This is a genomic window from Peribacillus sp. NPDC058002 (assembly GCF_042886655.1).
Taxonomy (GTDB): domain Bacteria; phylum Bacillota; class Bacilli; order Bacillales; family DSM-1321; genus Peribacillus; species Peribacillus aracenensis.
The window spans coordinates 1-13,224 of the sequence record NZ_JBHVQU010000108.1; the positions used below are offsets into that span (position 1 = coordinate 1).

The following is a 13,224-nucleotide window of genomic DNA, read 5'->3' on the forward strand; positions in this document are numbered from 1 at the left end:
TAATGATTGTCATGTATAATCCTCCTAATAATTTTTTACCTTACAATTCTATAAGGGAGGATTTACTAACCTTTTTACAACCTTTATGAAGTTTTATTTGGATTAGTGTATAAAACTTTGCACAATTTGTGAAATCATAAAAACTAACAAACTTGAAATAATAGCTCCGACCAAAATATTATAGCCTGATATAAAATCATTATAGAATCCAATTGTTCCTATCAATAAAAAAATTAGAATAAAAACATATGATATAGAGAGAGAAATTAGAATTTTACGAAAAATACGTTGATCTGCAACAACGTAACTACTGTTCCACTTATCATCTTTCCTCTTGACTAAGAAATTGATTACTTGATAACCAATAACAAGAGAAGCTATTCCCCATAAAAACCATAAGTTACCACCGTTTGTGAAATTTGAATAACATGAATATCCAAAGGAAAAGAATAAGTACATATAACCAACTAAAATCATCCACTTTTTCAAACGCATAAAGATCCCTCCTGATTTTAATCTGTTTTTTCCTCTAAAAAGAATAATTTATCGATTGGTTCATTTAATACAGCAGAGAGCATTAAAACAATTCCTATTGAGGGTTCGTATTTTTGTTTTTCCAAAGCAACAATGGTTTGTCTATGTACACCTATTCGATCCGAAAGTTCTTCTTGAGTAAAATCATGTAATCTTCGAAAATATCGCACGTTGTTTTTTACTTTTCCTCTTTTCAAATTTCCCACCTCTTATGTATAGTATTATATACAAAATGGATTGAAAAGAATACATTTTAAAGAATGAAAGGAATTGATTGGAGATAAAGTAGACAAGAAGATTAAAAACATGAGCCAGTCGTGCCAGACCCATATAATCAAAAAAGAGACATCCCCCAAAGGATGTCTCTTTCCCTTATAAACTAATAACACTCATCATCCCCTCATGCGTAGCTTCCTCAATGGTACGCGGACCAAGGCAATCCCCAATCTGTTTCACAATAGGCGCATAACCTTTCATTTCCTCGAATAGTTCTGTGTTGGGAATGCGGCCAAGGGAGAGGACGATGGAGTCCCAGTTGGTTAGTTCTTCTTTTTGTTGGGTGAATAGGTTCCGGATGATGACGTGATCTTCTTTGATTGCCCCGATGTCGTAGTGGGGAAGGAGTTTGACGTTTAGGTTGTATAGTTTTTTTAGGTATTCGTTCCTGAGATATTGGTGGACGGTTTCGCCGATGTGCAGTCGTGATGATATGAGTGTGACTCCATGGCCTTTTTCGGCTAGATAGATGGCCGCTTCCATTCCTGGCCAGTCTCCGCCGAAGTCGAATACGAGTACGTTGTCCCCGACTTTTTTTGTTGGGCTGTAGAGGTCATCACTCATGATGATCCGAGGGTCATCGATTCCTTCGATGGCTGGTGTATAGGGCCGTGAGCCTGTTGCACAGATGATGGCGTCCGGGTTCGCTTCGGATATTTCTTGGGCGGTGGCGGTCTTTCCTAATTGCACATTTACCTTGCTTCTCATTAATTTCCGAGAGTAGTTATCGAGCATTGATTCTGCGAGTTCATGCCGCATCGGTGCTTTGCGCATTGTGCGGAGCAGGCCGCCGATTGATTTGCTTTGATCGATCAGTGTAACGGAATGACCGAGGTAGTCGGCTGTTATGGCTGCCTGTAATCCGCCGGGTCCTGCACCGATGACGAGGACATTTTGTTTGTTTCTTGTTTTCTTTAATTCTGGTAATATCCATGCTTCTTTACCTGTTGTCGGGTTTTGGACACAGCCAATCGGCAGTCCTTTATGATAGTGACCGATACAGGCTTGTAAACAGCCTATGCATGCATCGATTGCTTGCAGGTCGCCTTTTTTTGCTTTGTTGGGCATGTCAGGGTCGACGATTAAGGCCCTGGTCATTCCGACGACATCGGCTTTTCCGGTTGATACGATCTGTTCGGCTTCAACGGGGTCGACGATTCGATTGCCGACAAAGACAGGTACGGCTCCTGCCATCCTGATTTTGAATCCATGTGGTGATAGGTATGCGTGCTTTATCGGTGATGGCGGCACGATATGTGTTGATCCCTCGAATGTGCTTGAATCTCCGGCCGTGACATTGATGAAATCCAACCGGACTTTTTCCGCGAGATATTCAACGATTTGTACGGAATCCTTCATCGTTGTTCCGTCCATCGTCAGTTCGTCCGAGCTCATGCGAATGCCGACGGTAAAGTCTTCTCCGACTCTTTCCCATACTTTCTCCAAAATTTCCACGATGAATCGCATCCGGTTTTCAAACGATCCGCCGTAGTTATCGGTGCGTTTATTTGTATGCACAGACCAAAACTGGGCAGGAAGATATCCGTGTGAACAGCAAATTTCAACTCCATCAAGTCCGCCTTCCTTTGCCAGCTGTGCTGAATGGGCGAACCCCTCAATCACTCCTTCAATATCTTCTAAGCTCATTGGTTTTGGCATGACGCCGAAGCGCAGGCTGGGAACGGCTGATGGCGCCCATGCCGCATTTCGGTAGTCGCTCGATACGACTTCCCGTCCGCCATGAAATAGCTGCGAGAAAACCTTCGTTCCATACTTATGGAGCGTTTCGGAAATCTCTTTGTAGGCATCGACGATTCTTTCGTCATATCCTGCGATCGTTTTGGACGTAAGCATGCCGGATGGATGTGCGGATGCCGCTTCAAGGATGATCAATCCGACGCCCCCTTTGGCGCGGGCTTCATGATAGGCGACCATATCCGAAGTGGGGATTCCGTCCGTGACATGATTTGTTTGATGTGCTGTACTTAAGATCCGGTTTTTTAATTCAGTAGAGCCAATCGTTAAATGGGTAAACAGATTCTTGAATTGAGCCATAATCATGACCACTCCCTAATGTTAGATAGAATGAGAGTATAGAGGGCACCAATCGCCCTCTACCTATCCCTATACAGGTTCAATATGCAATAATCATGCCGTATGGGGAATTTGGATTCTTTATCGTCCTTTTACTTTTATAAAGAGGGTATGGCCCATGAATCTAGTATTTTATAGATAGATAACTGAACCTTTTTTGAAAAGTGGTGATTCATAAAAGGTTCAGCTTTAAATTTGGTTGGTATATGGACATTCGTTGCTAATGAGAGGGGCGCTTATTTCTTTGCCGCCCCAAAAAGTGTAACAAAATCGGTTCGAAATCGAATGATGGGGTGATGGTGTGGATACGGAAGTAAAAAAAGAATCACTAATTGTATTTTCCGATATTTCTATTTTGGATATAAAATCCTTATTGAAAATCAATTCTTCTCCTTTTATTGTCATGAAAAATCACTTGGAAATCCTCGGCATTTTAGATGAAGGTTTCTTTTTGAAGAGATTGGATAGTGAGGGTCATGATCAAGAAATCACGGCTTATCTGAATACATCGTTTGTCGTTGTGGAGAATTTAAATAAGTTAAGTGAAGAGGATATGTGCACCTATGATTTTGTGATTCAACATGGCGATAACCAATATAGATGCTATCCGATCACTGAAGTCAGGGAAATGCTGTTTAAACAGAAGATTAAGAGCTTAATAAGCTTAAATGAATCACTGCATGAAGAGCTTGAGGTGACAAGAAGGAAGGTCAAAGAGCTGACGCAAATCCTGGATTCCAGCTATGATGAAATTTTCGTGACCGATGCCAACGGGGACACGTTATTCGTGAGTGAAGCGTGTAAGAAGCTTACAGGGCTGCCGCCGGAGGCCTTTATTAATAAGAACATTAAAGAGTTAGTTGAAAAGGGGCTGATCGTCAATTCGGTTACATTAAAGACCATGAAAACGAAAGCGATCCATTCAGCGGAGCAAACCTACCCGCATGGGTTGACTGTATTCTGCACAGCGAAGCCGATTTTTGATGAGGAGGGGAATTTATATAGAATCGTTTCGAATTCCAGGGATATCACCGAATTGGTTGAGATGAAGAGTAAATTGAACAGAGTGAATCTTAGGAACAAGCGAGCCCGGCATGAGAATTCGAGAACCGTTTCGTTCAATAACTTCATTACAAATTCGGATAAGATGATAAAGGTTTTGGAATTAGCTGAAAAAGTCGCACCGATGGATTCATCGATCTTCATCCATGGTGAAACCGGAGTCGGGAAAGGCGTATTAGCAAGGGTCATTCATGATCTTAGCAGTAGAAAGGATAATAAATTCATTCAAGTGAATTGCGGCGCGATTCCATCGGCATTAATCGAATCCGAGCTGTTTGGCTACGAAAGCGGTGCATTTACGGGAGCCAATAAGCATGGGAAACAAGGGCTTGTTGAGAGTGCTGATGGCGGCACGTTGTTTCTTGATGAAATCGGGGAAATGCCGCTCGACATTCAAGTGAAAATCCTGCATCTGGTCCAGGAGAGAACGTTCATGAAGGTGGGAGGTACGAAGGAGAAAAAGGTGAATATTCGCATTCTCTCCGCTACGAATAAAGACTTGAAGCAAATGATCAAAAATAATCAGTTTCGCGAAGATCTCTATTATCGGCTGCATGTCGTTCCAATGGAAATACCGCAGCTGCGTGAGCGGAAGGAAGATATTCTATTATTGACCGATTATTTTCTGAAGAAATTCAATGAAAAGTACGGTCAATCCATCACGATCGATGATCATTCGAAGTTAATTCTGCAGCTGCAGGATTACCCGGGCAATGTTCGTGAGTTGGAAAATGTAATTGAACAGATTGTCGTGACGGCTAGAAAACCTATCGTAACGATAGAGGATTTGCCCTCCGACTTAACCTACAAAGATACGGCGCTAGTCAATTTAACAGGAATCATTCCCTTAAAAAAAGCGTTAGAGGAAACGGAAAAGCAATTATTGTCCCAGGCCCTTTCCACCTATAAATCTACCCGGAAAATGGCCAAAGCCCTGGAGGTCAGCCAAACGACGATCATGCGCAAACTAGGCAAATACCAATTTAGCTATCATGATGATAAATAAAATCAACCTCTATTGAAATCTGAATATTCAAAAACTTGGTATGGATATTGCATATTTCTTTATTGATTATTTCTATTTTGATAAGGGGGTCAAGAAATGGGTGAGTTGATTTTCTCTTTAAGTTATGGGGGTTCCTTAATTGTCATGGGGTGGATCACAAAGGTGTTCCTGGTGAAAATGAAAAAGAACCAAGAAGAAATAAAAGCAAAAGATCCGATTGAAAAGGTGGGGATGTAAGTGGCCTTTCTGCTTGGTATTATCGTATCCTTTTGTGTGTACGTCTCGATTGGCATTTTCTTATTCAGGAAAGTGAAAAGCTCAGAGGAGTATTATGTTTCTGGACGGAGCGGAAACACATTGATGATAACCGGTACGCTTGTTGCCTCTTTCCTAAGTACGGTATCTTTCATGGGAGAAGCGGGATTTTCCTATGAAGGGTATCCGATCCTGCTGCTTATCCTCGTTATTTTTAATGCAAGCGGCTATATTTTCGGGGTATTCCTGTTTGGCAGGTATTTAAGAAGAAGCAAATCATTGACCGTTCCTGAATTTTTTGGTAACCGCTTTCATTCGAAGAAGGTCCGGCTGGCAGCGGCCATCACGACGATTCTCGGAATCGCAGCATACTTGGTTGCCGTTACCCAAGGGGCAGCGGTGTTATTGGCCGAGGTTTCCGGGGTTTCCTATCCAATGGCCCTGGTGATCATGTGGGTCGTGTATTCATCCTTTACCATTCTCTCAGGTGCGAAGGGGGTCATGGTGAATGATACCGTGATGTTCTTTTTATTCTCGATCGCAACGTATCTTAGCTTTCCTTATATTATCAAATCAGCAGGCGGATTCCCTGATGCCATTACTAAAGCGGCAAACCTGGCCGAACGGCCTGATTTATTAAGCTGGCATGGCATCACCGGATCTGGCGCAACGATGGGCACGCCTTGGGAAGCATTGGCCTGGGCAGTCATCATGGGCTTGGTCTGGGGCATTGTCATTGCAGTGAGTCCATGGCAAAGCAGCCGATATTTGATGGCTAAGAATGAACACGTAGCCATCCGGGCCGGCGTATGGGCAACGATATCCATTTTAACCGTCTATTTGTTCCTTCATATCAGCATCTCGACAATTACCACCATTAAAGCGGATATCGCTCCGACGGAAAAGGTATTCATTTGGGCAGCGATGAATATTGTCCCGACATGGCTTGGAGTCATCATCGTCAGCGGCATCATGGCTGCGGCTTTATCTTCCTGTTCGAGCTTCCTTCAGATTATAGGAAGCAGCATAACACGGGATATCATGGAACAATCACGGAAAAAGGAATACACAGATCAACATTTATTACGGGCCAGCCGCATTTCCATGGTCGTGATCAGCTTGATCATTCTATTGATTGGATTGTTCCAGCCGCCTGCCGTCATGTGGATCGGCTACTTTGCGGCTACATTATTTGCGGCATCATGGGGGCCGATTGCCATATCAAGCGTATTTTCAAAGAAGGTAACGAAAGAAGGAGCCTTTTGGAGCATCGTATTCGGCTTCTTTGGCGTGATTCTCGGAGAAAGCCTCGGCATGTTCGGAATAAGCCTTCCCGTTTACCTCAATCCTGTCATCATAGGTTTAATCTTAAGCATAGGTGCACTCATCATTGGCTCCAAGTATGGAACGATCACCATCGAAGAAAGGGAGTTTCAAGCCAATATCCTTCAAACTCCTATTGAAATAGACGAGCAAAAAGAAATGAACATCACCCGCAGATACCCAGCCTATTTAATGATCAGCGGCGTCATGATCATCATGGTTACGCTAGTGTTTTATTATTGGCCGATCAGTATGAATTGATGGAAATGGCAGGGGGGATCCCTGTCATTTTTTTCTGAAAACTAGCTAAAATTCAAACTATGTATCACCCTGTCTATTTTTCAATGAATATTCACTTTAAAATTCGGGTATGATATCCTTATATTAACATAAACTAAAAACAGCCCCATGCTGGAACATGAGGCTGACAACTAGCAAGAGTGGTTGGTCACAACTAATAACTCTTAATCAGAAGAATCAGAAGAAGAACCATTGCCATCTTGGAGGGATGAGTGGTTCTTTTTCCTTTCTTGGCGAACGCAGACAGGAGTCATTAATCATCTATTATAATAAATATTGACTATTGGAAATATTCTGGTTAGAATAGGGGCAAGAATTGAAAGGAGCGATAAACGTGGCATTTTTACATCTATACTGATATACACACATATTATGGAAAAAACCACTTTGTATAAGGGGTTATTTGCTGTGTGTATAGGATGGATATGTTGTAGGAGTTTTGTCGTTCTACCGGATATCTATGCGGTTTTTTTCAGTACACAGAGCCTTCTGTGTACTTTTTGTTTTGGAGGGATTTTTACATGATGCTGTTACTTTTCACGAGTTTGGAAATTTCGAATATGTGATCATTCAGCGGTGACTTTGAAGACGGGGGGAATGTACATTGCAGTTCTTATTATTCTTTTGATGCGAGCTTGAAATAGAAGCTCGTATCGATCCAAGCTATCGATACGAAATCAAAAATTTCGGAGGTAGCGAATATGGAACAAATATGCTTTGAATTGGAAAATGTCGAAGTGACATATTTAGATAAACAGATATTGAAGATTGAACGATTGGCTGTACATCAATTTGACCGCATCGGCATCGTCGGGAAAAATGGTACAGGAAAAAGTACGTTATTGAAGTTACTTGCCGGAGAAATTCAACCGGCAAGCGGAAAAGTAAAGGGGTATGTTGATCGTGGTTATTTTGAGCAAGTAGAAGCGCCTGCTGTTGCAGAGGCTGATCCGGCGTTACTGGGAAAATTGGCAGTTCCGCGATATTCAGGGTCGCTAAGCGGCGGTGAGCAAACGAGGCTGAAGCTTGCCCAATTGTTTACCCACTATTTTGAAGCGTTACTTATCGATGAGCCGACAACCAATTTGGACCAAGACGGGATTTCGTTTTTACTTGATGAATTACGCTATTACTATGGTGCGCTTGTATTAATTAGTCATGACAGGGCTTTATTGGATGAACTTGTGACAACGATTTGGGAAGTGCATGAAGGCAAGGTACACGTATATTCAGGAAATTACAGCGAGTACATGGCACAGAAGCAGTTACAACGTGAACAACAGAGGCAGGCTCATGAACAATTCATAAAAGAAAAGAGCCGGCTTGAAAAAGCAGCGCAGGAAAAAATGAAAAAAGCTGAAAAAATCGCCCAGGCTGGAAGGTTATCGAAAAAAGAGGCGAATGCAAAACCGAATAAGACGTTCATGACGAAATCGAAAGGCACAAGCCAAAAAGCCGCACAACGTGCAGCGAAGGCAATTGAGCAGCGAGCGGAAAAGCTTCAGGAAGTCGATGCTGTACAAGAGGAAAGGCGAATCGTATTTCGCCAGTCAAAGCAATTGGAATTGCATAATAAGTTCCCGATCATGGCAGACCGATTGACTCTTCAAGTGAAGGAGAAAGTATTATTGGATGAAGTGAGTTTCCAGCTGCCGCTCGGTAAAAAAATAGCCATTACAGGCAGCAATGGCAGCGGTAAAAGTACTTTGCTTCACCATATTGCGAATGATGATGGCGCAGGCTTGGCGCTTTCTCCAAAAGCGAAAATAGGTTACTTCCGTCAAATGAGCTATCGATTTGCAAGAGATGAAACGGTTCTGCAATTCTTGGGAAACCGGTCAGAATATGATGAAGGATTTTTAAGAAGCATCCTGCATTCGATGCAGTTTGTTGGGACGGATATACTGAAAAGTGTTCAGTCATTAAGTGGCGGCGAAGCGATTCGCCTCCAACTTTGTCAGTTGTTCTTAGGCGAATACAACATTCTGCTTTTAGATGAACCGACCAATTTTCTGGATATTACGGCCACTGAAGCATTAGAACGATTTATCGCGGCATATGAAGGGACGATTATATTTGTATCGCATGATCAAGCGTTCATAAACCATGTAGCAGATCTTCAGTATAAAATTCAGGCGAAGAAATTGGTTCAAGTGTGATTTTACGTTCATGCCAAAATAAGCCGATGGGACAATTCCATCGGCTTATTTATCATCATTCCTAAACACATTAAGGATGAATCGTAACCATTGTCCCGATTGGAACAATCCTTGATAATTCCTCCACGTCCCGATTATGCATGCGAATACAGCCCTTTGAGACAGCTTTACCGATCGAGCTGGGATCATTCGTTCCATGAATGCCATAGTGCTCTTTTGATAAACTCATCCACATTGTACCGAATGGGCCTCCGGGGTTGGGGACTTTATTAATGATGATGAATTGTCCTACTGGTGTACCGAATAGCATTCTTCCAACAGCAATCGGGTATTGTTTTTGCAGTACGCCATTCTTTAGCAGCCTTAGCTTACGATTGTTAACGGATACATCGATTCTAAATGGAATGGTATCAGGAGGGGGAAAACCGGGGATCAGGATGGGTTGACCAGGATAAATGACATTTGGATTGATGTTCGGGTTAGCAGTGATGATTGCCGATAGCGGTTTCCGATAGTCCCTGGAAATCTGTGTCAGTGTTTCACCTGGTTTAACTGTATGAATCAGTCTGAACACCTCCATAGGTTATGGTTGTCATGTTTCATTCTATGTGATTTTTCAAAAGTGTTTCGTAACTCGCTGTTATCTGTTTTTAATGAAACTTATATGTTAAGTAACTTAGCCGAAAAGAAACCGAAATGAAGTTTTGATAAAATAAGTTTTTATGGAAATGAATTTTTTGTTGTTAAAGAGGGGGAATAAAGGTGGAGGAACATGTGAAAAATGCTTTAGTAGAATGGAATGAAGAAATCAGTGATGTGTTAAAAGGGATAGAAAAGGAATATGAAGAAGTTAAGCGTGATCTTCAGGTTTATTCCTATAAGTTCAATATTACCAAACAAGTTGTACAATCCACTATAAATGATGAAATCATTCGAAATATCCGTGAGCTCTATCATAAACCTTTTGAACAAAAATTGAATGAATTGAAAGAATCGATAAAAGAGCTGGAAGAAAAGAGAAAGGTTTTTCAAATGTTTGTCGATAAAATAGAAAAGGTTAGTGAAAGAGAAGAAGGAAAACCGCAAATATCAGTCATATAAGGCAGCGAAGGGCAGGATAGTCATGAAGAATCTACTATTCTATACACAAAAACCATGGCAGCGAATATAACTGCTTTTTTTTGCTGGAATTTACAAAAAGCAGCCCCTTGTTTACCCCAGCATCTACCAGGGTACACTATCCTATAAAAAGGAAATGGGGGAATTCTATGTGGAATGCGGTCTTTTGGGGAGGGGTTTCGGGTTCTGCTGTCCTGCTTGGCGCATTAGCCGCCATATTCATTCCGATAAAGAAAAACATCATTGGCTATATTATGGCTTTTGGTACGGGTGTATTGATCGGTGCAGCGGCATATGAGCTGCTTGCCGATTCGGTGAGTGATGGAGGAATCTGGGCGACGGGGATCGGATTCATAACAGGGGCCGCCGTATTTACCGCCTTGGATTTTCTTATTTCCAAAAAAGGTGCGGATAAAAGGAAACGGTCCAATAATAGCTCTAAGAAGGAAGCGGGCCTAGCCATTTTCATCGGGACGGTGATGGATGCCATACCGGAGTCGATCATGATTGGCGCAAGCTTAATAAGCGGTGGCTCGGTAAGCTGGTTATTGGTCATTGCCATTTTCATAAGTAATATTCCGGAGGGGCTCTCAAGTACAACTGGTCTGCTCAAAAGTGAGTATTCGAAGAAGAAAATCATGCTGCTGTGGTTATCCGTATTGCTCATTTCGGCACTATCCTCGATGTCGGGCTATCTATTCCTCGATCATGCCCCGGACTATATCCTGGCAGCGATGGCAGCATTTGCGGGCGGCGGAATCATCGCCATGATTGCCTCGACGATGATGCCTGAAGCATATGAAGACGGAGGACCGATGACGGGCATTTTCGCCGCCGCCGGCCTGCTTATCTCTTTGGTTCTGGATTCGATGTGATAACGAAAAAGTGATTGTCCCCTTGGAAAGAAAGGGGGCAATTTTTTTGTTTAAAATCTATCATAGTAGGAAATGCATAGGCGAAATAAAGGAATCTATCTTAAAAGAATTAATTGTTGGTGTTAAAATATCATTTCAAATCATACACTCTTCATATAGATTTTAGACATTGAGGGGATGTTAGAAATGAACTTCGAGATGCGAATAGCGAATATGCTGGCTGATAATATGAATGGTTTCATTACATTCGTCCGTGAAAATCATGAAAATGAAAATAATTGCTTTTGTTTAAATAGAGATAAATTGTATCAATTGAAGCTTCTTGTCGAGGAGTTCAAGTTTCAAGTATTGGCAGATGAACTTAAACGAATCAATCGGTTTACATGGGATGAAAACTACACGCATTTATTAGTTGAAAGATTCAGGAAAGGGATGGGGATCATTGAAGAGTACGTTGAAAACAACTACAGCGATTTATTCATTTTTACCGCTAGACTCTATACGTTGAATAACCTCAGCCTATTACTTTGCAAGGAGGAAGAATCGGATACAGCCCTCAGCGAATAAAAGAAGAGCACATATTATCGTATATAATATGTGCTCTTCTTTTATTTGGTTATAGGGATACTATGCTTCCGGGCCGGCCTTATTTGCTTGGCATCGTGGAGATATATTTTTTGACCACTTCATAAACATATTCTTGATTGGCTGCTGCTGTATTCGGGTTATATTTACCGCCATTCACTTTATTATTGGATAGCACTCGTATACCTAAGAAGGGAACATCGTAAGCTTTTGCGATTTGGGCAGCCGAAGCTCCTTCCATTTCCTCGACAGATGTACCATATTTCGTATGGAACCACTTAATCCGATCCACTTCATTATTCCAAACGTCTGCAGAACCGATAGTGCCATCGACAACCTTACCTTTTGTGTAAGTATCTTTAACTGCATGAGCAGCAGCGAGTAAATCCTTATCTCCCTCGTAGAAGCGTGGCTTTTCAGCGTTAGGATCTTCTCCTGCACTTCCTTCAGAAGCCATTAGGTCCATCGGTTTCCAAATGGTTGGATCAATTCCTTGGTTTTCAGTTTTATCTGCCGTTTTCAATGAACCTAGGTTTACCGTTCTTTTTCCTAAAACGATATCAAAAACGTTTAAGTTTGGATCATGTCCGCCTGATGTCCCTTGATTGATAATGGCAATAGGGTTATATCTTTCAATGGCCAATGCTGTAGCGGCAGCCGTGTTTTCCATCCCTTTACCTGTTTTTGCAACGATTACAGGATAATTGTCTAACGTTCCAATGTAAAATACAAAATCACCTGATTTTTCTTCTTTAACATTTTTTAACCTTTTCGCGAAATTTTCAGCCTCGATTGGCATTGGACCTTGGATCATGATAGGCCTTTGAGTCTTTTTTTCGGCCGTTTCATTTTTGGAAGCAGAACTGCATGCTGCAATCACCGATACGAAAAGTAATGTAATGATTCCTAATATCGTGTACTTTTTAAACATGTTTTTTCTCATATAATTTCTCCTTAAAACATATTATTCGATTGTTTGATACACTCGCAGTTGAGGCCAAAGAAAAAGGTCCAGAACGGCAGAATGATTACTGCCTTCTAGACCTACGATAGTCAAAGTAAAGATGATTAAGCAAAATGATTATCATGCAAAATCATTTACTGCTCAAGAAAGCGGGCAGCCGAATACTTTAACTCGTAGTCTAGTTCTTTCACTGGGAACCAGGTAGAAACGCTCAGACCATATTTCCGAGCATATACGAGTAAATTACGATTATTACTTTGCTAATATAACAAATAAATGATAGATAATCAATAAAAAAGTGAACATTAAAATATAAATATAAATTAATGTTCGTATTTGGAGAGGGGTAATTCGATAATAACGTTGATTTTTTAAAAGGTAAATGGGGTTTTAGTGAAGGTTTGGACACAATCATTATGTGGATGCTTTTCGAATAGTATAATTTAAAGGCCAAGTCAGAGATAGAAGATTCGGTAGGTTCTCATCCGAACCAATTTTAAAACAAGACTATGGTTTTTTAGTATTATGAAAACCTCATTGGATGAAAGAAATTTGAGACACTCCTGCCGAATAACCGGCTAGCCGAGACCCCACAGACGCTTGCGTCGAGGGGGCTTGGCAGACAGTCGGCGGAAAGGGAGGGGCTGTCTGAAATCTAACTGGAATTTTTTG

Annotated in this window: 12 protein-coding genes and 1 riboswitch; of the genes, 7 read left to right on the forward strand and 5 right to left on the reverse strand. The window is 41.5% G+C overall.

The genetic code is table 11. From position 1 onward, the window contains the following. Nucleotides 1-102 precede the first annotated feature (102 nt). From ACFVSH_RS17070 to ACFVSH_RS17080, 3 genes are all read right to left on the reverse strand, one after another. Nucleotides 103-495 (reverse strand): hypothetical protein, encoded by a 393-nt coding sequence (locus ACFVSH_RS17070; RefSeq protein WP_387707023.1) that lies wholly within the window; start codon nt 493-495, stop codon nt 103-105. Between the two features lie 17 nt (nt 496-512). Next, nucleotides 513-731, reverse strand: coding sequence for a helix-turn-helix transcriptional regulator (locus ACFVSH_RS17075; RefSeq protein WP_034309806.1), 219 nt, complete (start codon nt 729-731; stop codon nt 513-515). 175 nt (nt 732-906) lie between these two features. Continuing rightward, nucleotides 907-2,865 (reverse strand): oxidoreductase, encoded by a 1,959-nt coding sequence (locus tag ACFVSH_RS17080; RefSeq protein WP_387707024.1) that lies wholly within the window; start codon nt 2,863-2,865, stop codon nt 907-909. A gap of 340 nt (nt 2,866-3,205) precedes the next feature. On the opposite strand from ACFVSH_RS17080, the gene ACFVSH_RS17085 reads away from it, so the two are divergent. The 4 genes from ACFVSH_RS17085 (at nt 3,206) to ACFVSH_RS17100 (ending at nt 9,009) form a co-directional block, all read left to right on the forward strand. After that, nucleotides 3,206-4,972, forward strand: a complete 1,767-nt coding sequence (locus ACFVSH_RS17085; protein WP_387707025.1) for a sigma-54 interaction domain-containing protein — start codon at nt 3,206-3,208, stop codon at nt 4,970-4,972. A 96-nt stretch (nt 4,973-5,068) separates the two neighbouring features. After that, nucleotides 5,069-5,209, forward strand: coding sequence for a hypothetical protein (locus ACFVSH_RS17090; RefSeq protein WP_214793556.1), 141 nt, complete (start codon nt 5,069-5,071; stop codon nt 5,207-5,209). Further along, the gene (locus ACFVSH_RS17095; RefSeq protein ID WP_387707026.1) at nt 5,210-6,811 is read left to right on the forward strand and encodes a sodium:solute symporter family protein; all 1,602 of its coding nucleotides are present in this window, start codon (nt 5,210-5,212) and stop codon (nt 6,809-6,811) included. It begins immediately after the preceding gene. 740 nt (nt 6,812-7,551) lie between these two features. Further along, a complete protein-coding gene (locus ACFVSH_RS17100; RefSeq protein ID WP_387600408.1) occupies nt 7,552-9,009 on the forward strand; it encodes an Msr family ABC-F type ribosomal protection protein in 1,458 nt (485 codons plus the stop codon). A 70-nt stretch (nt 9,010-9,079) separates the two neighbouring features. Here ACFVSH_RS17100 and ACFVSH_RS17105 read toward each other — a convergent pair whose 3' ends face one another. Continuing rightward, on the reverse strand, nt 9,080-9,574 hold the full coding sequence (locus tag ACFVSH_RS17105; RefSeq protein ID WP_387600998.1) for a L,D-transpeptidase family protein: 495 nt from the start codon (nt 9,572-9,574) through the stop codon (nt 9,080-9,082). Nucleotides 9,575-9,771: 197 nt separating this feature from the next. Between ACFVSH_RS17105 and ACFVSH_RS17110 the strand changes: the two genes are divergently transcribed. The 3 genes from ACFVSH_RS17110 to ACFVSH_RS17120 all read left to right on the forward strand — a co-directional run bounded on the left by ACFVSH_RS17110 (nt 9,772) and on the right by ACFVSH_RS17120 (nt 11,570). Continuing rightward, nucleotides 9,772-10,110 (forward strand): hypothetical protein, encoded by a 339-nt coding sequence (locus ACFVSH_RS17110; protein WP_260287100.1) that lies wholly within the window; start codon nt 9,772-9,774, stop codon nt 10,108-10,110. Between the two features lie 167 nt (nt 10,111-10,277). After that, nucleotides 10,278-11,003: a ZIP family metal transporter gene (locus ACFVSH_RS17115; protein WP_387600412.1), complete on the forward strand. Its 726-nt coding sequence runs from the start codon at nt 10,278-10,280 to the stop codon at nt 11,001-11,003. 186 nt (nt 11,004-11,189) lie between these two features. After that, a complete protein-coding gene (locus ACFVSH_RS17120; protein WP_387707027.1) occupies nt 11,190-11,570 on the forward strand; it encodes a hypothetical protein in 381 nt (126 codons plus the stop codon). A gap of 79 nt (nt 11,571-11,649) precedes the next feature. On the opposite strand, the gene ACFVSH_RS17125 is transcribed toward ACFVSH_RS17120, so the two are convergent. After that, entirely contained in the window at nt 11,650-12,531 is an 882-nt protein-coding gene (locus ACFVSH_RS17125) for a 5'-methylthioadenosine/S-adenosylhomocysteine nucleosidase (protein ID WP_260287104.1), read from the reverse strand. 175 nt (nt 12,532-12,706) lie between these two features. Beyond that, nucleotides 12,707-12,810: riboswitch (purine riboswitch) on the reverse strand. Nucleotides 12,811-13,224: the final 414 nt, after the last annotated feature.